The sequence below is a fragment of the Cupriavidus laharis genome (assembly GCF_914271435.1).
GTDB classification, from domain to species: Bacteria; Pseudomonadota; Gammaproteobacteria; order Burkholderiales; family Burkholderiaceae; genus Cupriavidus; species Cupriavidus laharis.
Genome location: NZ_CAJZAI010000004.1, coordinates 192,048 through 213,898 on the forward strand (window position 1 = coordinate 192,048; position 21,851 = coordinate 213,898).

General features: G+C 61.6%; 16 protein-coding genes and 2 pseudogenes. 16 read left to right on the forward strand and 2 right to left on the reverse strand.

Annotated elements, in window-relative coordinates:
• Window positions 1–40: 40 nt before the first annotated feature.
• A complete protein-coding gene (locus tag LDO29_RS10830) occupies window positions 41–3,481 on the reverse strand; it encodes an adenylate/guanylate cyclase domain-containing protein (RefSeq protein ID WP_224079786.1) in 3,441 nt (1,146 codons plus the stop codon).
• A gap of 195 nt (window positions 3,482–3,676) precedes the next feature.
• Between LDO29_RS10830 and LDO29_RS10835 the strand changes: the two genes are divergently transcribed.
• The 10 genes from LDO29_RS10835 (at window position 3,677) to LDO29_RS10885 (ending at window position 15,538) form a co-directional block, all read left to right on the forward strand.
• Window positions 3,677–5,002, forward strand: a complete 1,326-nt coding sequence (locus LDO29_RS10835; protein WP_224079787.1) for an aromatic ring-hydroxylating oxygenase subunit alpha — start codon at window positions 3,677–3,679, stop codon at window positions 5,000–5,002.
• A gap of 12 nt (window positions 5,003–5,014) precedes the next feature.
• Complete coding sequence (locus LDO29_RS10840; protein ID WP_224079788.1) at window positions 5,015–6,463, forward strand: aldehyde dehydrogenase family protein; 1,449 nt, start codon at window positions 5,015–5,017, stop codon at window positions 6,461–6,463.
• Window positions 6,464–6,475: 12 nt separating this feature from the next.
• Complete coding sequence (locus LDO29_RS10850) at window positions 6,476–7,882, forward strand: FAD-dependent oxidoreductase (RefSeq protein WP_290369559.1); 1,407 nt, start codon at window positions 6,476–6,478, stop codon at window positions 7,880–7,882.
• A 15-nt stretch (window positions 7,883–7,897) separates the two neighbouring features.
• Window positions 7,898–9,214 (forward strand): NAD(P)/FAD-dependent oxidoreductase, encoded by a 1,317-nt coding sequence (locus tag LDO29_RS10855; protein WP_224079789.1) that lies wholly within the window; start codon window positions 7,898–7,900, stop codon window positions 9,212–9,214.
• Window positions 9,211–9,618: an ethanolamine utilization protein EutQ gene (locus LDO29_RS10860; RefSeq protein WP_224079790.1), complete on the forward strand. Its 408-nt coding sequence runs from the start codon at window positions 9,211–9,213 to the stop codon at window positions 9,616–9,618. The genes LDO29_RS10855 and LDO29_RS10860 overlap by 4 nt, the downstream gene beginning before the upstream one ends.
• A 177-nt stretch (window positions 9,619–9,795) precedes the next feature.
• Window positions 9,796–10,692, forward strand: coding sequence for a LysR substrate-binding domain-containing protein (locus LDO29_RS10865; protein ID WP_224079791.1), 897 nt, complete (start codon window positions 9,796–9,798; stop codon window positions 10,690–10,692).
• A 237-nt stretch (window positions 10,693–10,929) separates the two neighbouring features.
• A complete protein-coding gene (locus LDO29_RS10870; protein ID WP_224079792.1) occupies window positions 10,930–12,276 on the forward strand; it encodes an MFS transporter in 1,347 nt (448 codons plus the stop codon).
• A 172-nt stretch (window positions 12,277–12,448) separates the two neighbouring features.
• Window positions 12,449–13,801, forward strand: a complete 1,353-nt coding sequence (locus LDO29_RS10875; RefSeq protein WP_224079793.1) for a M24 family metallopeptidase — start codon at window positions 12,449–12,451, stop codon at window positions 13,799–13,801.
• A gap of 53 nt (window positions 13,802–13,854) precedes the next feature.
• On the forward strand, window positions 13,855–14,172 hold the full coding sequence (locus LDO29_RS10880; RefSeq protein WP_224079794.1) for a CBU_0592 family membrane protein: 318 nt from the start codon (window positions 13,855–13,857) through the stop codon (window positions 14,170–14,172).
• A gap of 220 nt (window positions 14,173–14,392) precedes the next feature.
• The gene (locus LDO29_RS10885; protein ID WP_224079795.1) at window positions 14,393–15,538 is read left to right on the forward strand and encodes a porin; all 1,146 of its coding nucleotides are present in this window, start codon (window positions 14,393–14,395) and stop codon (window positions 15,536–15,538) included.
• A 135-nt stretch (window positions 15,539–15,673) separates the two neighbouring features.
• Here the strand turns inward: LDO29_RS10885 and infA are convergent, their stop codons facing one another.
• A complete protein-coding gene (gene infA / locus LDO29_RS10890) occupies window positions 15,674–15,895 on the reverse strand; it encodes a translation initiation factor IF-1 (protein WP_224079796.1) in 222 nt (73 codons plus the stop codon).
• A 160-nt stretch (window positions 15,896–16,055) separates the two neighbouring features.
• Here infA and LDO29_RS28340 point away from each other — a divergent pair.
• The 6 genes and pseudogenes from LDO29_RS28340 to yddG form a co-directional block, all read left to right on the forward strand.
• Window positions 16,056–16,133: pseudogene (locus LDO29_RS28340) on the forward strand (cold-shock protein); the annotation flags it as partial.
• Between the two features lie 365 nt (window positions 16,134–16,498).
• A pseudogene (locus tag LDO29_RS10900) lies at window positions 16,499–16,816 on the forward strand (FAD-dependent oxidoreductase); the annotation flags it as partial.
• A gap of 138 nt (window positions 16,817–16,954) precedes the next feature.
• A complete protein-coding gene (locus LDO29_RS10905) occupies window positions 16,955–18,280 on the forward strand; it encodes an MFS transporter (protein WP_224079797.1) in 1,326 nt (441 codons plus the stop codon).
• An 83-nt stretch (window positions 18,281–18,363) separates the two neighbouring features.
• Window positions 18,364–19,272 (forward strand): dihydrodipicolinate synthase family protein, encoded by a 909-nt coding sequence (locus tag LDO29_RS10910; RefSeq protein WP_224079798.1) that lies wholly within the window; start codon window positions 18,364–18,366, stop codon window positions 19,270–19,272.
• Window positions 19,272–20,780, forward strand: a complete 1,509-nt coding sequence (locus LDO29_RS10915; RefSeq protein WP_224079799.1) for an aldehyde dehydrogenase — start codon at window positions 19,272–19,274, stop codon at window positions 20,778–20,780. Before LDO29_RS10910 ends, LDO29_RS10915 begins: the two co-directional genes overlap by 1 nt.
• Before the next feature lie 77 nt (window positions 20,781–20,857).
• Complete coding sequence (gene yddG, locus LDO29_RS10920; RefSeq protein WP_224079800.1) at window positions 20,858–21,802, forward strand: aromatic amino acid DMT transporter YddG; 945 nt, start codon at window positions 20,858–20,860, stop codon at window positions 21,800–21,802.
• Window positions 21,803–21,851 lie beyond the last annotated feature (49 nt).

Consider the following 21,851-nt stretch of genomic DNA (forward strand, 5'->3'; position numbering starts at 1 on the left):
GTGGCCGTTTTCAGTGGTACAACAGGCCGTCGGAAATACGTCATCCGGACGGGGCATGGCTGAGGAGCGCAAGCAGCGCGCCGGCCTCGCGAAGGTCCGCTGTCTCGAAGCCTTCACTAAACCGGCCATAGCTCTCCGACAGCAACGTGCGCGCTTCAGTGCGCTTGCCCTGCCGCTGCCACATTCGGCTTAACGCTACGGCTGCGCGCAATTCCAACGATTGGGCGCCCTGGTGGCGGGCCTTCTCGATCGCCCCCAGAAAGCACGCTTCGGCCTGGGTGGCGGCTTCGTCGGTTTCCCCGTTCCAGCACCGTTCGAGCAGCGTTAGCTCTCCCTTGACACGATGAATCTCGGCTTGATACAGGCACTCCCCGGCCTGTTCGCTGGCGGCCACGGCCTCGGACAACGTCGCAAGTCCCATCCCGGTTTGTCCCGCGCTGGCGTAGGCTTCGGCCAGAAGCGTCAGGAAGTGGCTGCGCATCAGCTCGGCCCCGGTCGCGCGGTAGGCCACCAAGCCCTGGTTCATCAGCGCTATGCCTTCTGATACGCGCCCCTGCCGGGTTAGCGCGCAGCCAGAGAGTATTGTTCCGCAAGCGAGCCCGTACGGCAGGCCATAGTCGGTCGAGAGGGAAATGAGCGCCTGCGCCAGCTCGTGCGCCGCCTGCACGTCGCCGCGGAGCAGGCGAACCTCGGCTGCGGCAAGCAAGGCATCCGCCGAGTCCGACGGATGAGACGGTGTCCGGGCGAGTTCGAGCGCTTCCCGGGCGCGCGCGCTGGCCTGATCCGGGTAGCCGAGCAGCCACAAGTTCATGGCGATGAGGGCGAGACCCTGCACGCCGGGCTCAAGCCCGTAGACGAAGGCCTGCGCCTGGTGCTTCAGGGGATCGTAGATGGCCATGGCCTGCTCCAACTGCACCTGGGCGGGAGCCAGCTCGCCGAGATAGAACAGGTTGGCGCCTAAGGCGCGATGCGCCTGGACAAGCAGCCCGGGATCGCGCTCCTGTCGGGCCAGATCGAGTAGTTGCTCTGCCAGTTTGCGCGCCGTCGCGAGCTCCGCCCGCACGGTGTGGAATGTGCGCAGTCCCATCAGGGCAGCAAAAAGCTGGGACGTGTCGCCAAGCTGATGGCAGAGAGCGAGCGCCTGGGTGTAGGTTCGTTCCACTTCGGGGGCCGCGAAGCCTCTGGTGGCCATCCAGGCCGGGCCGAGCGTGATTTGCAGTGGCAGTTCCTGTCGCGCTCTGTCGGGGCCGTCCGGCAGTGTTGCCAGAAAGGTCAGCGCCATGGTGAGGTGGGTGACGGCCTCGGCGTCGGCGGAGCGCTGGATGGCCTGACGTCCGGCCCGGTGCAGGTACTCGACCGCCTTGGGTGTGTTGCCGCTACGGCTGAAATGGTATGCCAGCTCGCTGCAGTGCTCATCGAGCTGCGCACTGAACTGTGCCTCGACCGCCTGTGCCGTGCGCTCATGCAGCGCCCGACGTCGCTCGTTCAGCAGGGAGGCGTAGGCCACCTCCTGCGTCAGTGCGTGTTTGAAGCTGTACAGGTTCTCCGGAAATGCCGGTTGCTCGTAGATGAATTCCGCGGCTTGCAGCCGCGCCAGAATCGTCTTCGTGTCGTCCTCGGGAAGGTCGACAACCCGCGCGAGCAGGCTCCAGGGAAACACCTTGCCAATCACCGCGAGCGTTTGCAGCAATGCCTTTTCATGCGGCTGCAGGCGGTCGATGCGGCCGGCAAGCACGCCCTGGACTGTGACCGGGATGTGCAGCTTTTCCGGGACCTGCTTGAGACGGTAATGGCCGCGTTCGCCGCGCAGCACCTGCCCTTCGACCATGTCCTGCACGACCTCCTCGATGAAGAACGGGTTGCCTTCCGTCTGCTGCAGGATCAGGGGCTCGAGGTTGGCCAAGCCTGCGTCATCGCCGAGCAAGGCGCGCAATAGTTGGCGTGCCTCGGCTTCGCCCAGCGGATCGAGGCGGATTTCGGTGTAGTAGGGCTTGCAACGCCAGGCGTGCCGGTACTCCGGCCTGAAATTGACCAGCAGCAGGATGCGGGCGCTAACCACGTTCTCGGCGAGAAAGCCGAGAAAGGCCTCGGTTTCGGCGTCGAGCCACTGCAGGTCCTCGATAATCAGCTCCAGCGGTTGCGTCAGGCTTTCGCGCACCAGCAGCCGCCTGATGGCATCGAAGGTGCGCTGCTGGCGAACCTGAGCGTCCATCTGGGCAAGTGCCGCGTCCGGCTCGGCGGCACCCAGAAGATGGAACAGATAAGGCAAGCAGTCTTCCAGCGCCCGGTCAAGCGTCAGCAGCTTTCCGGTGAGCTTCTCCCGCCGCCGGCGCTCATCGTCCTGAGGCGCGATCTGGACGTAGGTCCGCAGCAGTTCGATCAGTGGCAGGTATGGATAGGCCTTTCCATGCGACACGGAGAACGTTTCGAGTACCAGGCAATCGTGCGGCGCGAGCAGCTTGAATTCATGGCACAGCCTTGACTTGCCGACCCCGGGCTCGCCTACGATCGCGACGATCTCGCCACGGCCCGCCCTTGTCCTGGCACGCGCGTCGTGCAATTGCCCGAGTTCACGGGTGCGGCCAACGAAACGCGCCAGCCCACGGCTTGCCGAAACCTGCAACCGGGTGCGCAACGGCCCGAGACCGACGACTTCGAAAACCGGGAGCGGCTGGGGCAGGCCCTTGATCGGTGTTTCGCCGAGGGGCTTGAACTCGAAATAGCCTTCCGTGAGGTTGCGGGTGTGTTCGCTCGCGACGATTGAGCCGGGCACTGCGATGTTCTCCATCCGGGAGGCAATGTGGATCGAGTTGCCGACGGGGTCGTAGTCGGTGTGCAAATCCTTGATGCGGATCGTGCGCACGACGACTTCCCCGGAATTGATGCCGACCCGGATCTGCAGGGCGATGCCCTGCCTGAGGCGCACGCCGTCGGCGTAATGTCGCATTGCCTCCTGCATGCGAAGGGCAGCCAGCACGGCCCGTTGCGCATGGTCTTCGTTTGCGATCGGGGCGCCAAAGAGGGCGAGGATGCCATCGCCCATCGACTTGGCGACATAGCCCTCATAGTGGTGCACAGCCTCCATCATCAATGCCAGCACCGGGTCGATCAGCTGGCGCGCATCTTCCGGATCGAGGTCATGGATCAGTGCGGTCGAGCCGGCCATGTCGGCAAACACCGCCGTGATCGTCTTGCGTTCCCCGTCCACCGGCCCGCGGGCTTTCATTTCCGCTTCGGCAGCGCGAATGCGTTCGGCCAGGTAGGGCGGTGTGTAGTCGACAGGCGTGCTTGGTGCAGCCGCCGTGACAGGGCGCATCGCACCGGTGGGAAGGCCCAGCGGTGCACCGCATTCGCTGCAGTACTTCGCGCTCGCGACTGCCTCTTGCCCGCAGGCAGGGCAAACGCGTACCTGCCTCGCGCCACATTCCTGACAGAACCTGGCGCCTTCCGGATTCCCGAACCCGCACTTTGCACAGCGCATGGGTCTCTTCCCCCGCAGGGGTTAGCGACGGCCGACGATTAGATATTAATGACCTCAACGCGGTACTGTGGGACAACATGCGGCGTTCGCGTATGTTGCTGCCGGCGGCAGGTGCTGGTGCGGCGCACCATAAGGCCAGGCACCGCTTTGGCTTGGTGACGGCGACGGCGATGCGCGGGGACCGGGCGGCCATCTATGAGTTTTCCTGATCAATCCACCGCCAAAGAATCGTTTGTTGTCGACGAGACCGACTTCGATAATTTGCATCGAGCCCGCGACCAATTCAATGCGGGCAACAAGTTCAACAGATGCAAAGGAGACAAGGCAATGAATGCCCCCACCGAAGCCAAGAAATTTCCCCTCGTCCAACTTGCCACGGTTCTGGAGCCGATTGAGAAGGCCACCGGTCTCGGAAATGAGTTCTACACCGACGGCCAGTACTATCAACACGAGCGCGACACGCTGCTTGGCCAGGACTGGGTGTGCATCGGCTTCGCCGACGATCTGAAGCAGAATTCGTTCGCCAAGCCGGTCGACTTCATGGGGCTGCCGCTTCTGATGGTGCGCAACCGCGATGGCGTCCTCCAGGTTTTCCATAATGTCTGCAGCCATCGCGGCATGAAACTGGTGCACGAAGCGGGTGAAATCCAGGGTGTGATTCGCTGCGGCTATCACTCGTGGACGTACGACCTGAACGGGGCGCTCAAGGGCACGCCGCATATCGGGGGCGTCAATCAGCACAAGGATCCGCGCTTTGCATGCGAGAAGCACGGGCTGAAGGCTCTGCGCAGCCACGTCTGGATGGGCATGGTCTTTGTCAACCTGTCCGGTACGGCTCCCGAGTTCGAGGAAGCGATCAAGCCGCTGACGGACCGCTGGCAGCAATTTCTGGGTTCGGACGGGCTTTCGATGATCAGGATGCCGCAGGACAGCGGTTCCTGGTCGCTCGAAGTCAAATGCAACTGGAAGCTCGCGGTCGAGAACTATTGCGAGGCTTATCACCTTCCCTGGGTACATCCGTCCCTGAACACCTATTCGCGCCTGGAAGACCACTACAACATCGCCTTTGCCGACCGTTTTGCCGGCCAGGGCAGCCACGCCTACAACCTCGCCGACGTTGAGGGTACCTCACTGCCGACGTTCCCCTCATGGCCGGCCGATCGGATGCGCACTGCCGAGTACGTGGCACTTTTCCCGAACGTGCTTCTCGGCATTCAGGCCGATCACGCTTTCGCAATGGTGCTGCAGCCCCTGGCCGCCGACCGCACTGTGGAACATCTGCGGCTGTTCTTCGTGGGCGATGAGGCGGCCCAGGATCCGTGCTATGCCGCCAGCCGTCATGCGGTGCTGGCGGCGTGGCGCGTCGTCTTTACCGAAGATATCGGTGCAGTGGAGGGCATGCAGGCAGGCCGTCAGTCGCCGGGGTTCCAGGGCGGTGCCTTCTCGCCCGAGATGGACGCGCCTACTCACTATTTCCATCGGTGGATGGCCAGCAAGCTCCTCGAAAGCGGGCAAGCGTAACAGGAGGGACGGATGGAACGCACAATCGCCCGCCATTGGCTCAATTACATCAATGGCGAATGGGTCGACAGTTCTCGTCATCTCGACGTAGCCTGCCCGGCCAACGCCGAACCATTCGCGACCGTGGCGCTTGCCAGTGTCGAGGATGCCGAACAGGCCCTCGACGCTGCGGCACGATGCGCCGCCAGCGGCGAACTGACGCGGCACCGCCCTGCTGAAAGGGTGAAATGGCTGCTGCATATCGCCGCCGAAATCCGGGCGGTGGCCGAGGAGGGCGCACGTGTCCTGTGCCGGGAGAACGGCAAGCGGCTGAGCGATGCCCGCGACGAGTTCATCGAGGCTGCCCGCTACTTCGAGTACTACGCCGGCATGGCCGACAAGATCGAAGGTATCTCCGTCCCCCTGGGTGATGGCTATGTCGATTTCACCCGCTATGAGCCGATGGGCGTTTCGGTGCAGATCGTGCCCTGGAACTTCCCGGTCTCGATTTGCGCCCGGTCGCTTGCACCTGCTCTGGCTGCAGGAAACGCGGTCATCGTGAAGTCGCCGGAGCTTTCCCCGCTGGGCTTGTGCGTTCTTTTCCAGGCGATCGAGCGTGCCGGTTTGCCCCGTGGCGCGGTCCATCTGCTTTGCGGTCTGGGCAGCAAAGTCGGCGCCCATCTGGCGGCCAGCCCGAAGACAAAGCAGATAGTTTTTACTGGCTCAGTGCCGACTGGTCGCGCCATCCTCTCGGCAGCGGCGCAATGGGCAACGCCCAGCGTCATGGAGTTGGGCGGAAAGTCGGCGGCAGTGATCTTCCCGGACTGTGACCGCAATGAGCTGCTTGCCAGTGTGAAGAGCGGCATCTTCTTCAATGCGGGCCAGGTATGTTCAGCGATGTCGCGACTGGTGGTCCATCGGGATATTTACGATGAGGTCCTCGCTGCGGTGGCGGACCTGGCCGACCGCCTGGTCACTGGCCCCGGCGAAGACGATCCCGACCACACCCCATTGATCAGCGCCAGCCAGCTCGACCGGGTCGCCGCCATGTGCCGGGACGCCATTGCTGAAGGCGCCACGGCGGTGGCAGGCGGCGACCGCATGCACGACCGGAGCGGGCACTTCATGCAGCCGACCGTTCTCGGGCATGTACGTCCGCAGATGAAGATCGCGTGCGAAGAGGTGTTCGGACCGGTACTGGCCGTGATTCCGTTCGACACCGAGGACGAGGCGATCGAGATCGCCAATGGCACGCCGTTCGGTCTCGTTGCCGGGGTGTTTACCCAAGACGTCAACCGCGCACTGCGGCTCACCCGACGTCTGCGTGCCGGACAGGTCTTCGTCAACGAGTGGTATGCCGGCGGCATCGAGACGCCGTTCGGCGGCGTGGGCCTGTCCGGCTTCGGCCGGGAAAAGGGCCAGGAAGCCATCTATAGCTACGTGCAGACGAAGAACGTGGCGATCCGCGTGGCGCAGCATTGAGAGGTGGCAGAGATGAAGAAGTGGCTCTGTATCATCTGCGGGGTGATCTACGACGAGGCTGAAGGCTGGCCCAAGGACGGCATCCCACCCGGTACCCGATGGGAAGATGTACCCGAAGACTGGAAGTGCCCGGAGTGCGGTGTCGGCAAGGCGGATTTCGAGATGCTGGAGATCACCGGAGAGCCGTCGCCGGCGGCACCAGCAAAGCCGGCGACGGCGGCAACGACCGTCGCTGCTGCGGCCCGCGTTTCGAAGCCCGTATTGCATCCGATCGTTATCGTCGGTTCCGGTCATGCCGGTTACAGCCTGGCACAGGCCGTCCGTCAGCGCGATCCCGATGCCGAAATCGTCGTCCTGACGCGCGAGTCCGGTCACCTCTACTCGAAGCCAGCACTGTCGATCGCGACCTCATCGGGCCGTAGCGCAGATGGCTTGATCTCCGAATCGCCTCTCGAGATCGAGAGACGCCTGAAGATACGCGTCTACCCGCACTGCGATGTTCAGGCCATAGACGCTTCGGCGCATGTCCTGCAGACCAGCATGGGTTCCATGCCGTACGCGAAGCTCGTTCTCGCGCTCGGCGCCAGCCCGGTTCGCCTTGAAGTCAGGGGGCGTAGCGACGCGTTGCTGAGTGTCAACAACCTGGACGACTATCGCGCCTTGCGGAGCCAGTTGAACGGTGCCTCGCGGGTGGCCATCATCGGCGATGGGTTGATCGGCTGTGAATTCGCCAACGATCTTGCCGTCAGTGGATACGATGTGAGCGTGATCGGCATCGGCAAGTGGCCGCTGGAACGCCTTCTGCCTCACGAAGCTGGCGCACATCTGCAATGCGCCCTGGCTGGTCTTGGCGTCGATTGGCACCTGCAGAATTCGGTGCAGGAAATCGCCGGAGAGCCGGGGGCATGGACGCTTACGCTCGCGAATGGCCGCGAAGTCAAGGCGGACGTGGTGATTTCCGCGGTAGGCCTCGCGCCGAATGTCGCGCTGGCAGCCGACAGTGGCTGCGATGTCGGCCGTGGCATTCGCACGGACGCACAACTGCAGACATGCCTGCCAGACGTCTACGCGCTCGGTGACTGTGTCGAAATCGACGGCCGGCCGGCACCGTACCTGGCACCGATCAACCACGGCGTCTCGTCGCTTGCCCGCACGCTTACCGGCCAACCGACCGCTGTCAGCTATCCGCCGATGCCCGTACACGTGAAAACGCCGGTTGCACCGCTGTGCTTCCTGCCTCCGCCCGCTTCGGTCGCCGGCGAATGGCGCGTCAACAAGACAGAGGATGGCTTTAGCTGTGGCCACTTTGATGACACCGGCCGCATGCGCGGTTTCGCACTGGTCGGTACAGACGCGCAATCCTTGCGAGGCCGATGGGTGGAAGCATGCAAGCACCAAGCCGGCGAATATGTGTCCTGATATTTATCAAGCAAAATGAACCTGCCCCACGATGACAAGAGTTGCGGCTGGTATGCCGCGCTGCCGACCCCCGAGAAGGCGACCGGCCTCGCTGGCCGCCAGGTGGCCGACTATGCGGTGATCGGCGCCGGTTTCGCCGGCCTGGCTGCCGCACGCCGGCTCGCTATCCACAAGCCGGAGGCGCGCATTCTGCTGGTCGATGCGCAACGGGTTGGAGAAGGTGCATCGGGCCGCAACTCGGGCTTTGTAATTGATCTTCCCCACAAGTTCGCGCTGGAGAACCCCGATCCAGAGTTCAAGCAGCGCCTGCTGCGGCTGAACCGAGCCGCAATTGGGCAACTGCAGTCGCTCATTGGCGAGCATGGTATTGCGTGTCAGTGGTCGCATGCCGGCAAATACCAGGGTGCAGTGGGCGAGCGGGGACTGGCATACCTCGCGCACTTCGAAAAGCTACTTTCCGAGCTTGGTGAGCCCTATCACTCGGTGGAGGGCGCCGCGTTGGCCAAGGTGCTGGGCACCAGCCATTACAGCCGGGCGGTTTACACGCCCGGATGCTATCTGATGCAGCCCGCCGCGCTGGTCCGGGGACTGGCCAGCTCCCTTCCCGACAACGTTGAACTGCTCGAGAATTCTCCCATCTTCCGAGTGGAGCGCGACGGAAAGGGCGGCTACGTGCTGCATGGAGCGAACGGAGAGATTCATACGCAGCGCTTGCTACTCGGTACAAGCATTTTCACGCGGGAATTCGGCTATCTGCAAAACCGTTTGCTGCCGGTGATGACCTTCGCCAGTTGGACAGCGCCGCTGGACGAAGCCCAGAGCAAGCGCTATAGCGGCGTTTTCGACTGGGGATTGACCCCCGCCGACCATGCGGGCACGACAGTGCGCATGACTCAGGATCGCAGGATCATCATCCGCAATACCTACAGGCACGTGTCGAAATATGGCCGCAGCGTCGACGATGCCATGCGCAATCGGATTCGCGCCAGTCATCGCAAGGCATTCCTCGCCCGCTTTCCGGAATTGTCGGATGTGGAATTTACTCATACCTGGGGCGGTGTCTACGCCATTTCTCGAAACTTCACCAATTTCTTCGGTCAACTGGACGACGGGGCGTTCGCTTCGGCCTGCGATAACGGCGTGGGCGCAGCATGGGGGACAATCTCCGGCACGCTGCTTGCCGATCATGCGGTTGGCGCACAGTCCTCGCTTCTTGACGACATTCAGGCGGTCACCGGTATGCCGTCGCTGAATCCGCCCGAACCGTTCCTGGGCCTTGGGGTTCGATCGCGCATCATGCTCGCCGCATGGCAAAGCCGGAGCGAGCTATGAGTACGTATGCCAGTGCGGCAACAGGAGTGAGGCTGGTCGACCAGGCCGACCTTGGCTTCGTGGTAAGAGGCGGACCGCCCGGCGCGGCCTATGTCGCGCGGGCGATTCCGGAAGACGCGTCATCCCGTCTTGGTATCGGCTTTGCGAGATGGGAGGGGGCAAGGGTGAGTTGGATCACCTTGTACGAGGAGGTTATCTTCACCATCGAGGGCATCCTGGAGGTGGAGGTCGGCGGCACCACTTATGAGGTCAAGCCCGGCCAGGTCTTGTACATACCCAAATACACGGAGCTGATCTACTCCGGCTTTGCACTCTTCGGGTATGTCGTCTATCCGGGAAACTGGAAACAGACTTGCGATGAGGGGGCCTTGGACGAGCCGCCGATATATCCGGAAAAGCGTTAAAAGGGATACCGTCAAGTGATGCGAGAATTACTTGATGGTGTCCCGATACTCGAACAACACTCAGTCAACCTTGCCAGGCAGGACTCGCCTTTAATGAAGCTTATATAGTTTAACCCGCTCCCTTGGAGCAACCGATACGGGACATACTATAAAAAGCCCCCGGAGACACCCGTTCCCATGAAGATTCAGCCACTGCCACCGTTCAAGGCGCTTATTGCTTTTGAAGCAACGGCGCGCTTGGGCAGTTTCACTCGCGCAGCAGACGAGTTGAACGTCACACAGGGCGCCATCAGCAGGCAAATCGGCTTGCTGGAAGACATGCTCGGCGCACATCTGCTCGACCGCACGACAAGGTCCGTTCGTCTTACACCGACCGGCGAACAGTATTTCCAATCCAGCCGGGAAGCTTTGCTTGCGCTTGCTGAGGCGACACAAGTCGTCAAGCGTTGGCAGGGTGACCAACAGGTGACCGTCGCCACCAGTACCGCGCTCGCATCATTGTGGCTACTACCGCGCATCCCGGAGTTCAATGACGCTCACCACGGTATCGACTTGCGCATCGTGGCCTACGACCACGTCAAGGATTATCGGAAGCTGGAGTGCGACCTCGCTGTCTACTACTGCAAGAGTCCGCCGGAGTCCATCAAGAGTACGCCGATTTGCAGCGAAGAAATCTTCCCGGTTTGCAGCCCGGCCTATCTTGCCCGTTGTCCTGAAATAAGGAGGGCGGAAGACCTTGCCGCGTGCACCTGGCTGTGGTTGGACGATTCCGAGCGGGACTGGGTCAGTTGGCCCGAGTGGTTTCGCCGACTCGACCGCGCTCCCGTCACGCCTCGCAACAGGATCAATCTCAACAACTATTCGATGGTGATCCAGGCTGCGTTGAGTGGACAAGGCGTGGCGCTGGGCTGGCGCAATCTTATCGATCCCTATCTGAAAGCCGGAACGTTGGTGTGCCCCGTGCCTGAAACGCTCCAAACCGACGGGAAATTCATGATTCTCGAGCCCGCCGGCCCGCACGAGCGGCGCAAAAGCGTCTGCAGTTTCAGGAACTGGTTGTTATCGCTCCAGTAGAGAAGCATGGGTTGTGCAGCATGCCATGTGTGCTTTCTTCACACGGGTATGTTGCTGTCCATATAAGCGTCGTGCTTTCTTTTTCATTACAAAAAATAATCAATCGACGCACAAAATATCGTTTGTTCAAGCGGGCAGACTTACACAAACTCTCCTTGCTGGTTGATCTAAATCAAAAGGTCGTCAGAGCCGTCAATAGTGAGGCCTCCTGGCCCATCCAAATACAAGGAGACAACATTGTCCAACGCAATCGGTTCCTTATCCCCGGCCCCCATTCAGCGCACGGCTGGACTATCCGACAAGCATCGCAGATTCCTGACGAAACTGACTGCGGTCATTTCCGGCGGCATGCTTATTGATGGCTTCGTCCTGGGGTGCATCGGCATCGTCATGCCTGCCATCACCAATGACTTGCATCTATCCGTCGTCTGGCAGGGCCTGATCGGCGCGTCGGCGCTCATTGGTATCTTCATCGGTGGTCCACTCGGCGGCTGGCTGGCCGACAAGGTCGGGCGTCGGCCGATGTTCACCATCGATCTGGCGATCTTCCTGATCGGCTCGGTTGCCCAGTTCTTCGTGACCGATGCTATGCAACTCTTTGCCGTTCGTCTGTTGATGGGTATCGCGGTTGGCGCAGATTACTCGATCGGATGGCCACTGCTGGCTGAATTCGCTCCGGCGCGTTTGCGGGGCAAGCTGCTTTCGGTTGTCGAGCTGGCCTGGTATGTGGGATACCTTGTCTCCTACGCAATGGGCTACGCGTTGACCGTGTCCTCGGCAGCCAGCTGGAACGTGATTCTTGGCCTGAGCACGATCCCGACGGTTATCGTCTTCCTGATGCGCCTGGGGACGCCCGAATCGCCTCGCTGGCTGATGAGCAAGGGCCGGGTCGCCGAAGCAAGGGCCCTTGCGGCGGAGCACATGGAGCCGGAAGAGCAAATCGATCTTCAATCGCAAAAGACTGTCGGCAAACAGGGGTTCGGTCGCCTGTTCTCCGCCGACTACATCAAAGCCACAACGTTCGTTTCGATCTTCTGGGTGTGCAACGTCACGCCGTACTTTGCCATCGGTGCCTTCGCCCCTATCGTCCTGGAACGGCTCGGACTCGAAGAAGGGCTCACGGGAGGTTTGGTGCTGAATGGAGTGGCCGTGCTGGGAACCATCATCACGATAATGTTTATCGAGCGCGTCGGCCGACGCAAGCTCGGTATTCCGCCTTTCTTTATTTCCGCGATTGCGCTGATCTGCGTTGCACTGTTTTCCCACGTCTCGGCCGCCGTCATTCTTATCTGCTTCTTCACCTTCTCGTTGGTGAATGCGATTTCGACTACGCTTTGCGGAGTCTATCCTGGTGAAGTGTTCCCGACGGAAATCCGCGGCGTAGGAGTCGGATTCGCTACCGCCTTTTCCCGCGTCGGGGCTGCCGCCGGAACCTTTCTCCTGCCGCTGGTCATCGACTCCTTCGGTGTCGGCACGGCAATGCTGATCGCGGCAGGCATCAGCCTGGTTGGCGGCATCGTTTCATACTTCCTCGCGCCTGAGACCAAGGGCAAACTGCTGAGCGAAGTCTCCGCTCCCCAGTGATGCACCACTATTCGAGCCGCGCGTTGAGATCGGCTCGGTGACATCCATGCCTGGCGCCACGATGTTGGATTCCATACATCGCGGCTCCTGCCGCTGACGACGGTACGGCACATTCTTGTGCCGCCGTTTGCATGCCGAACCTTATTGAATCACTGTTTCTGGACCAATGCCGATGAATAGCAGTGCACAGAATCTCGATATCTTCGCGAAAACGGGCGCGCCAAGTCGAAAGATTGGCCCCTCCGTCCGACTGGCTGTGCAAGCCGCAACGGCTCCGGGCGAGCTGAATATGCATGCGCTTGGCCCCGGCGACGAGGTTGTCCGCGAATGGACAGACGCCGGGCTGGTACTGCCAGATTTTGCGGGGATGAGACGCTATCGCATGGCGCGGATACGCGATGAATTGAAGCGCCGGGACTACGCGGGCATCGTCCTGTACGACCCCGTGAACTTGCGGTATGCCATCGACAGCACCAACATGCAGGTCTGGACTCTTCACAATGCATGCCGCTATGTCTTCATTCCCACGGAAGGTCCCGTGGTCCTGTGGGAATTCGACCATTGCGATTTCCTGAACCATCACACAGCGTCGGTCGACGAGATCCGGCCGTGCATCCCATGGTTCCACTTCTGTGCGGGCGACCGTGCGTCAGAGCAGGCAGCGCGCTGGGCCGACGAGATTGCGGCCCTTGTCCGGAAACACGGAGGCGACAACCTCCGGCTGGCCATGGACCACTGCGACCCGGAAGGCGTTGCCGCGCTGGAACGGCTTGGCGTCAGTGTCCAGAATGGGGAAGGGCTGATGGAGGCGGCCAGGCGCATCAAGTGCGCGGATGAAATCCGAGCCGTGCGTTGTGCGATCCATGCCTGCGAAGCCGGCATGAAGGTGATGCACGGGCATCTGAAGCCAGGCATCACGGAGCAACGTCTGTGGAGCTACTTGCACGCCGAGAATATTGCGCGCGGAGGCGAGTGGATCGAGACGCGCCTGCTTGCCTCCGGACCGCGATGCAACCCGTGGTATCAGGAATGCAGCAGCCGCGTGATCGAGAATGGGGATCTGGTCGCCTTTGATACGGACCTGATCGGCAGCTTCGGATTCTGTGTCGACACGTCCCGAACCTGGCTCTGTGGGGACAAATCTCCGACTCGGGAACAGCGCGAAATATACCAACTCGCCTACGAACAGGTTCAGCACAATATCGGGTTGTTGCGACCGGGCCTGACCAATCACGACCTGACCCACCGCGCCATGTGTTACCCGCGCGAAGCGTTCCGGCACTACTCCTGCCTGTATCACGGCGTGGGGCTTTGCGATGAGGCGCCCAACATCTACTTTCCGGAATCTTGGAATGCGTGGGGATACGACGGCGTTATCGAGCCGGGAATGGTTCTGTGCGTGGAGAGTTTCGTTGGTCGCGTCGATGGAGGGCCGGGCGTGAAGATCGAAGAGCAGGTACTTGTCACGGAGAACGGACACGAGGTTCTGACCAGCTATCCGTTTGAAGACCAGCTACTGCGTTAAGCATTGTTTTTAATCTTAATTTGTAACCCTGCATAGGCAACGCTTGGAAAATCATGAGCACGGCTGACTTCATAGGAATCGTGGGTGTCATTTGCTATCAGGTCGCCTATGCAGGGCTGCAGCTTGGTCGTCTGCAACGCGATGGCAAGTTTTATTTCTACCTCAATCTGTTCGGTCCCTGCTGCTTGCTGTATTCACTTGTTTTTCATTTCAATCTTGCGGCTGCTGTCAGCCAATTGCTCTGGCTGATGTGGAGCGTTGTTGGCGTGGTGGTCACAGCCAGAGCGCGACGACGACAGGCCGTTCCGACGGCCGGCAGTGGTGGCGATCCGGACCGCTCGGCCGCGCTGGGCTCGAATTCGCCTATGTAGGCGACGATCGTGCAGCAACAAGCTTTGTCCTCTTTCGATCGTCATGCCGAGTTCGAGGCGGGCTCGGCCGGCCGACCGCGCTAGCCGCCAAAGACGGGGCGCTTGATTTCAGTGGATCCGTTGCCGGGTATAGCCGGGGCCGCGGTGTTCCATGCCCAAAATTTATTAATGCTTTCCGCAGACTCGGCATTGAATACTATCCTTTATCTGGGAATCACACATGAAGAAACAATTGTTTGCGGCTTGCGTGGCAGGTACCACTGCCGTTTCGGCCATGGCACAGAGTTCCGTGGCCGTGTACGGTGTCCTGGACGAAGGTCTTAACTACACGAACAACGTTGGCGGGCACAGCCAAGTTGCGCTTGAAAGTGGCTTTCCGCATGGCAGCAGGTGGGGCTTGAAGGGCACCGAAGACCTGGGCGGCGGCCTGAAAGCACTTTTCCAGCTCGAAAGCGGCTTCGTCGTTGACAACGGTCGCTCCACCCAAGGCGGATTGCTGTTTGGTCGCCAGGCGTACGTAGGGGTGAGCAGCAACAAGTTCGGGGCCATCACCGCCGGCCGCCAGTACGATTCGACTGTCGACTTCCTTTCGCAGACATCAGTGGCAGGAAGTTGGGGCGGGTACATGTTCGGCCACCCCTACGACAACGACAACATGGTGTATTCGTTCCGGGTAAACAACACCGTCAAGTACACCAGTCCCACGTTGGGCGGTCTGAAGTTCGGGGGAACCTACAGCTTCAGCGACGATGTGAATTTCGCGAAGAACCGGCAGTTCAGCTTCGGCACACAATACACCAATGGTGGTTTGCTGCTGACGGCTGCCTACCTGCAAGCCGACAATCCATCCGCGACGGCTTACGGCGCCATCAACAACGGCGGAGACCAGAATTTCCTCGGCAGCAAGCTGAAGATCTTTGGCGCAGGGGCAACCTATACCGTGGGTCCGGCGGCGTTCGGCCTGGTCTACTCGAATACGAACGTGTCCGACCCGCAGAGTTCCGGCTATGTCGGTCCGATCGTACCGCCGGTTGGGACGGCCTCATCGCTGAGGTTCCAGAACTTCGAGGTGAACGCCAAATACCAGTTCGGCCCTTCGTATTGGCTTGGCGCGATGTACACATTGACGCGTGCCAGTCTGAACGTTACCTCCGGCAAGCAGCATCCGACTTATCATTCCTTCGGGCTGATGGCGGATTACGCCTTCTCGAAGAGAACCGACATTTACCTGCAGGGTGTCTATCAGCATGTTGCAGGCGATACGACCGGCACCGTCCTGGATGTGGCGTATGTGCCCGGGGCCGCCAACGTGTCTTCAAACCGGAACCAGCTTCTGCTTCGCGCGGGCATCCGCCATTTCTTCTGACCGCTTCGCCATATCGAACGGCGGCAATGGCATTGAGAAGCCGCCTTTCAATTTGCGCGACACGAAAGGCGGGCTGTCTGGATCGTCAGCGCCCCTTGCCAGTTCATGTATCAGGAATGCGGGAATAGCATTCGCTCAGTTCTTGTGACGATAGTTGATGCGGCCCTTTGTCAGGTCATATGGAGACATCTCGAGCGTGACGCGATCTCCTGCGAGAACTCGTATGCGATTCTTCTTGAGCCGCCCGGACGAATAGGCCCAGACCTCGAAGCCATTTTCCAGCGTGACGCGAAAACGGTTATCCGGGAGGACTTCCGAAACCCTTCCGCCGAATTCCACCAGTTCTTCTTTTGCCATGGATGCTCCTTTTGAGTCTTAGCGAATGCCATGCGACAACGTGGATGCCAGTGTTGCGGGCCGACGTGGGGATGATTGGGAACGGATGCGCGCGACTGCGCTTTCCCCAGCCCGGCGGGCGGCATGCCGGGCTTTGGCTTCGGTATGGTGCGTGGCATGGCAGGAAGGCCGGAAAGTGCGCTATGTGGCTGGTGTCGGCCAGAAGGGTCCGGCCGCTACCAAGATCGAGCCGATCTGAAGCATCCGCCCAAGGTGCGCATGAAGCCCCGCCGGGAAAGCCGCGGGGCTTTTTCTTTATTGGTTCACCGTGACGGGTGCGGAAGGAGTAGAGGAAGCAGGTCTTGAAGTTGGAGACTCCCCTGAAACTTCTGGCTCTGTCCGGGAAGGCCACGGGCAGACGTGAGACGTAGTTCGATGTCAATACGTTAGCGGCACATCGATCCCGACAGGCACCACATATTCGGTCAGCCGGCGGCGAGACAGATCCATGTGAGCGCGCACGACTTCTCCCGCCGCGTTTGCATCATGGCGCTCGATCGCGTCAATGATGTCGTCGTGCTGGCTCGCCGCCTTGCCGAGCTCCGCTTCCATGTCATTCGTGGTCGGATGTCGATGCTTCCCGGCGTCGAGTTCGAATACACGTGGGGCGGCTCGCTGGCGCTTTCCCGGAATCACATGGGCCACTTCGGCCAGCTCGCTCCGAACGTCTATGGCGCGCTCTGCTGCAATGGCCTCGGCGTGACCCGGGGCACTGTCACCGGCACGTTGCTCGCAGACCACCTTGCCGGCGAACGCAATGCACTCATCGATTTTCTGCTGTCGTCGCCCGGCCCGAACAGGAACCCGCCGGAGCCGCTGCTCTCGATCGGCGTGAACGCCAATCTCTGGCTGGGCCAGCGACGTGCCGGCAGGGAGGTCTGAACCCCGAACCCATCGCCTGATCAAGCGCGGCATCGCAATTCCGATTGGCGTGCCATGCCGCTCGGACAGATTCTTATCCACGAGACCCGGATTCCGAACCACAGATCGCGATATCCGGGCAACTGCAGGAGACAAAACGTGAACAACCAAGTGTCTATCGAGGACGTGCCCCTGAACGGGTTCCATCAGTTGCTCAGCATCCGGTCCGGCGGCGGCTGGGTGCTGGACGGCTATGTGCTGAGCATCATCGGAGTGGCCATGGTGCAGCTATCGTCCGCACTGGACCTGAGCAGCTTCTGGCAAGGCATGGTGGCCGCCTCGGCGCTGATCGGCATTTTCTTTGGCGGCTTCCTCGGCGGACTCCTGACGGGCTCCCTGGGTCGCCAGAAGCTGTACTTCTTCGGTCCGGCGATCTTCGTCATTTGCTCGCTGGCGCAATACTGGGCCGACTCGGGTGCGGCGCTGTTCTTCTTCCGGTTCCTGATCGGAGTGGGCGTGGGGTTTGAGTATCCCGTGGCGGGCTCGCTGCTTGTCGAGTTCATGCCCAAGAAGTACCGGGGTCCGCGGCTGGCGATGCTGACGATCCTGTGGTTCGCCGGTGCCGCGATGGCCTATATGGTCGGCAACGCCATTCTGGACAGCGGGCGGGCCGACGCATGGCGCCTGGTGCTGGCCAGCCCGGCCATCATCGGCGCGGTGCTGCTGCTGGTGCGCATCGGGACGCCTGAGTCGCCGCGCTGGTTGTTGAGCAAGGGTCGTACCGCAGAGGCCGAGCGCGTCATCAAGAAGGTCTATGGCCCCTCGTTCTCGCTGAAGAACCTGCCGGAACAGCCGGCCGAGAAGAAGGTGTCGCTGTTGAGCCTGCTGCACTCGGGCTATGGCAAGCGCATGCTGTTTGTGTCGGTGTTCTGGAGCTGTTCGGTCATCCCCGTGTTCGCCGTGTATGCGTTCGCACCGGCGGTGCTGCAGGCACTGAACCTGAAGGGCGACTGGGCGTCGTTCGGTTCCGTAATCATCACCATGCTGTTCGTCGTGGGCTGCATCCTCGCGACGCGGCTGATCAACGTCATCGGCCGCCGCAGCATGCTGATCCACAGCTTCCTGTGGTCCGGTCTTGCACTGCTGGGGCTGGGCATCCATTCGGACGGCTCGCAGGTCCTGGTGCTGGTTCTGTTCGGTGCCTACGCGGTATTCATCGGCGGCGCGCAGGTTCTGCAACTGGTGTACCCGAATGAGTTGTTCCCCGCGGAAATCCGCTCGGCGGCTGTCGGCCTGGGGGCATCGCTGTCCCGCGTCGGCGCGGCGATCGGAACCTGGCTGGTGCCGATTTCGCTGCAGAGCATTGGCGTCGGCAACACGATGTTCGCCGCCGCCGGCGTGACCCTGGTCGGTCTGCTGGTCTCCCTGGCCCTTGCCCCGGAAACGCGCGCGCTGAGCCTGCAGGAAGCAGCCTCGCTGCGCTGACTGGCCGAACGCTACCCTGAGGCGCGCCAAAGCACCGCCGCGCCTCTCCCCAAGAACATCCTTCCTGTATTGACGGAGTCACCATGAAATTCGAAGGCATCTACACGCCCGCCATCACGCCCCTGACAACGAACGAGGACATCGACAATGCCGCCTTTGCGCAAGTCCTGGAGTCGCTGATCGATGCCGGCGTGCACGGCATCATCATCGGCGGGTCCACCGGCGAATACTATGCGCACACCACGGCAGAGCGCCTGGCCCTGGCAGCGTATGCCAAGGAGGTGATCGGCACCCGCGTGCCGCTGATCGTCGGCACCGGTGCCGTGCGCACGGAAGACTCGGTGGAATACGCCAAGGGCGCCAAGGCCATCAAGGCAGACGCCATTCTCGTCGGCTCGCCGCCCTATGCGCTGCCGACCGAAGCCGAGAACGCCATTCACGCGCTGACGGTCGACAAGGCCGCCGACCTGCCGATCATGCTCTACAACTATCCGGGCCGGATGAGCGTGTCGATGGGCCGCGAGTTCTTCCGCACGGTCTCGGCCGCCTCGTCCAACTTCGTCGCCATCAAGGAGAGCTCGGGCCAGATGGCGCAACTGCACATGCTGGCCACCGAGTTCCCGAATATCGACATCTCGTGCGGCTGGGACGACCAGGCACTGGAATTTTTCGCCTGGGGGGCTCGCAGCTGGGTATGCGCGGGCTCGAATTTCATTCCGCGCGAACATATCGCCCTGTACGAAGCCTGCGCCATCGAGAAGGATTTCGACAAGGGTCGCCGCATCATGGCGGCCATGATGCCGCTGATGGATTTCCTCGAAGGCGGGAAGTTCGTGCAGTCGATCAAGGCCGGTTGCGAGCTGGCCGGCCTGCGCGCCGGTGGCGTACGGGCGCCGCTGCAGGGCCTCGATGACGACGAGAAGGCGCGGCTGCAGGCCGTGGTCGCCAAGCTGAAGCAGGACGTCGCGACGATCGCAGGGGAGAAGGCGTGATGACCCGGCTTCTGACCGCATCGGCGTACGCCGCGATCGCCGAGAAGATCGCATTGCCGACCCAGGCCTTCATCGGCGGTGCCTTTGTGCCTTCGGTGTCAGGCGAGACATTCCAGACGACCAATCCCGCGACCGGCAAGGTCCTGGCCGAGATCAGCGCATGCGATGCACGCGACGTGGATCTGGCCGTGGCCAGGGCCAAGGCGGCTTTCGAGGACGGGCGCTGGCACCGCCGCTCACCGTCCGAGCGCAAGACCGTGCTGTTGAAGTTTGCCGACCTGCTCGAACAGCATTCGCATGAACTCGCGGTGATGGAAAGCCTCGACAGCGGCAAGCCAGTCCGCGAATGCCAGACCACTGACGTGCCCGAGATGATCCATACCATCCGCTGGCATGCCGAACTGATCGACAAGATCTACGACAACACGGCACCGGTCGGCTCGGGGGCCTTGTCGCTGGTGGTGCGCGAGCCGATCGGCGTGGTCGGGCTGGTTCTGCCATGGAACTTCCCGCTGCTGATGCTTGCCTGGAAGATCGGCCCGTCACTGGCGGCCGGTTGCACGGTCGTGGTGAAGCCCGCCAAGGAAACCACGCTGACCGCCTTGCGCGTGGCCGAACTGGCGCACGAGGCCGGCGTACCCGCAGGGGTCTTCAATGTCCTGCCTGGCGGTGGCAGGGAGGTCGGCGAACCGCTGGGCAGGCACAAGGATGTTGCCATGGTGAGCTTCACCGGCTCGACGGACACCGGCCGCCTGTTCCTCAAGTACGCGGCCGAATCCAACCTGAAGCGGGTGGTGCTCGAGTGCGGCGGAAAGAATCCGGCGGTCGTGATGAACGATATCGAAGACGTCGATGCCGTTGCGCAGCACGTCGTGAATGGCGCTTTCTGGAACATGGGCGAGAACTGCTCTGCGTCGTCGCGCCTGATCGTCCATGCCGATGTGAAGGACGAACTGATGGCGCGGATTGGCGTCCACATGCGTGAGTGGAAGATGGGCGACCCGCTCGACCCGGAATACCGGCTGGGGTCGCTCGTCAGCGAATCGCATTTCCGCAAGGTCCGGTCCTACCTCGAGCAGGCCAGCGCCGAGAGCCTTCGCGTGGCATTCGGCGGCGGCACGGAAGCCGGCATTTTTGTCGAGCCGACGGTGGTGGACGGCGTCGGCCAGGAAAGCCGGCTGTTCAGGGAAGAAATCTTCGGCCCGATCCTTTCGGTGACGACATTCCGCAGCATCGAGGAAGCCATCTCGCTGGCCAATGATTCCGTCTACGGCCTGGCAGCATCGGTCTATACGAGCAAGCTGAACAACGCCATCCGGCTCTCCCGCGAGATCCGAGCCGGGGTGGTCACGGTGAATTGCTTCGGCGAAGGCGACATCACAACGCCATTCGGTGGCTACAAGGAGTCGGGCTTCGGCGGCCGCGACAAGTCGGTCTGGGCACACGACCAGTACACCGAAATCAAGACCATCTGGATCGACGTACCTCATTGCGCCGACGTTCGCTAACCGGCACGGCGCGCCTTGCCGCGGCGGCGTGGCGCGCCGGATCCGCCCGTCGCCAGGCAAAAAAGAAAGCAGGTGTTATGCAAAGCAAGCGCAAAGCCACGTTGATCGGACTGATTGCGATCGTGTTGTGGAGTTCCATCGTCGGCCTGATCCGTGGTGTCAGTGAAAGTCTTGGCGCGACCGGCGGGGCGGCGATGATGTACTCGGCCGCGTTCGTCCTGCTCTGGCTGACGGTGGGCTTCGTCAGGCTGAACGCGTTTCCCCGGCGCTATCTGCTCTGGGGCAGCCTCCTGTTCGTTTCCTACGAGTTGTGCCTGTCACTGTCCATCGGCTACGCCAACAGCGGCAGGCAGGCGATCGAAGTGGGGATGGTCAATTACCTGTGGCCGACCTTTACCATGCTGTCCGCCATCGTCTTCAACAGGCAGAAGTCGAACCTGCTGATTGTGCCCGGCTTCCTCGTTGCCATCCTGGGGATCTGTCAGGTACTGGGAGGCGACCAAGGGCTGGATATTGCCGGCATGGCAGCGAACGTCAGGGACAACCCGCTCAGCTACGGACTGGCCTTCTCGGGCGCGTTGATCTGGGCGGCCTACTGCACGGTCACCAGCAGGATTGCGGGTGGCAAGAACGGTGTCACGCTGTTTTTCCTGCTTACCGCACTGGCGTTGTGGATCAAGTACTTCTCCACGGACAACGCGGCGATGACGTTCGGCTACGAGGCCATCGTCTACCTCGCACTGGCTGCATCAGCGATGGGCTTTGGCTATGCGGCCTGGAATGTGGGCATCCTGCATGGGAACGTCACCATCCTCGCCGGCGCGTCCTACTTCATTCCAGTCCTGTCTGCCGTGCTGGCCGGTCTGCTGTTGCATACGCCGCTGTCGCTCGCGTTCTGGAAGGGCGCGTCCATGGTCTGCGCCGGGTCGGTGCTTTGCTGGCTTGCGACACGCGGCAAGCGGTCAACGGAGCCGCCGTCTGCAGGCCAATCCCCTGTGCCTGAGCGTGTACAGGAATCGTAAGTCTCTGGCCGATGCGGTGCTGGCATCGGCCTCATTTTCAGCGAATCAA

Excerpts from the sequence above, each read along its gene's own strand:
- LDO29_RS10830 (WP_224079786.1), bottom strand. The coding sequence starts at position 3,481 with ATGCGCTGTGCAAAGTGCGGGTTCGGGAATCCGGAAGGCGCCAGGTTC.
- LDO29_RS10835 (WP_224079787.1), top strand. The coding sequence starts at position 3,677 with ATGAGTTTTCCTGATCAATCCACCGCCAAAGAATCGTTTGTTGTCGAC.
- LDO29_RS10840 (WP_224079788.1), top strand. The coding sequence starts at position 5,015 with ATGGAACGCACAATCGCCCGCCATTGGCTCAATTACATCAATGGCGAA.
- LDO29_RS10850 (WP_290369559.1), top strand. The coding sequence starts at position 6,476 with ATGAAGAAGTGGCTCTGTATCATCTGCGGGGTGATCTACGACGAGGCT.
- LDO29_RS10855 (WP_224079789.1), top strand. The coding sequence starts at position 7,898 with ATGAACCTGCCCCACGATGACAAGAGTTGCGGCTGGTATGCCGCGCTG.
- LDO29_RS10860 (WP_224079790.1), top strand. The coding sequence starts at position 9,211 with ATGAGTACGTATGCCAGTGCGGCAACAGGAGTGAGGCTGGTCGACCAG.
- LDO29_RS10865 (WP_224079791.1), top strand. The coding sequence starts at position 9,796 with ATGAAGATTCAGCCACTGCCACCGTTCAAGGCGCTTATTGCTTTTGAA.
- LDO29_RS10875 (WP_224079793.1), top strand. The coding sequence starts at position 12,449 with ATGAATAGCAGTGCACAGAATCTCGATATCTTCGCGAAAACGGGCGCG.
- LDO29_RS10880 (WP_224079794.1), top strand. The coding sequence starts at position 13,855 with ATGAGCACGGCTGACTTCATAGGAATCGTGGGTGTCATTTGCTATCAG.
- LDO29_RS10885 (WP_224079795.1), top strand. The coding sequence starts at position 14,393 with ATGAAGAAACAATTGTTTGCGGCTTGCGTGGCAGGTACCACTGCCGTT.
- infA (WP_224079796.1), bottom strand. The coding sequence starts at position 15,895 with ATGGCAAAAGAAGAACTGGTGGAATTCGGCGGAAGGGTTTCGGAAGTC.
- LDO29_RS10910 (WP_224079798.1), top strand. The coding sequence starts at position 18,364 with ATGAAATTCGAAGGCATCTACACGCCCGCCATCACGCCCCTGACAACG.
- LDO29_RS10915 (WP_224079799.1), top strand. The coding sequence starts at position 19,272 with ATGACCCGGCTTCTGACCGCATCGGCGTACGCCGCGATCGCCGAGAAG.
- yddG (WP_224079800.1), top strand. The coding sequence starts at position 20,858 with ATGCAAAGCAAGCGCAAAGCCACGTTGATCGGACTGATTGCGATCGTG.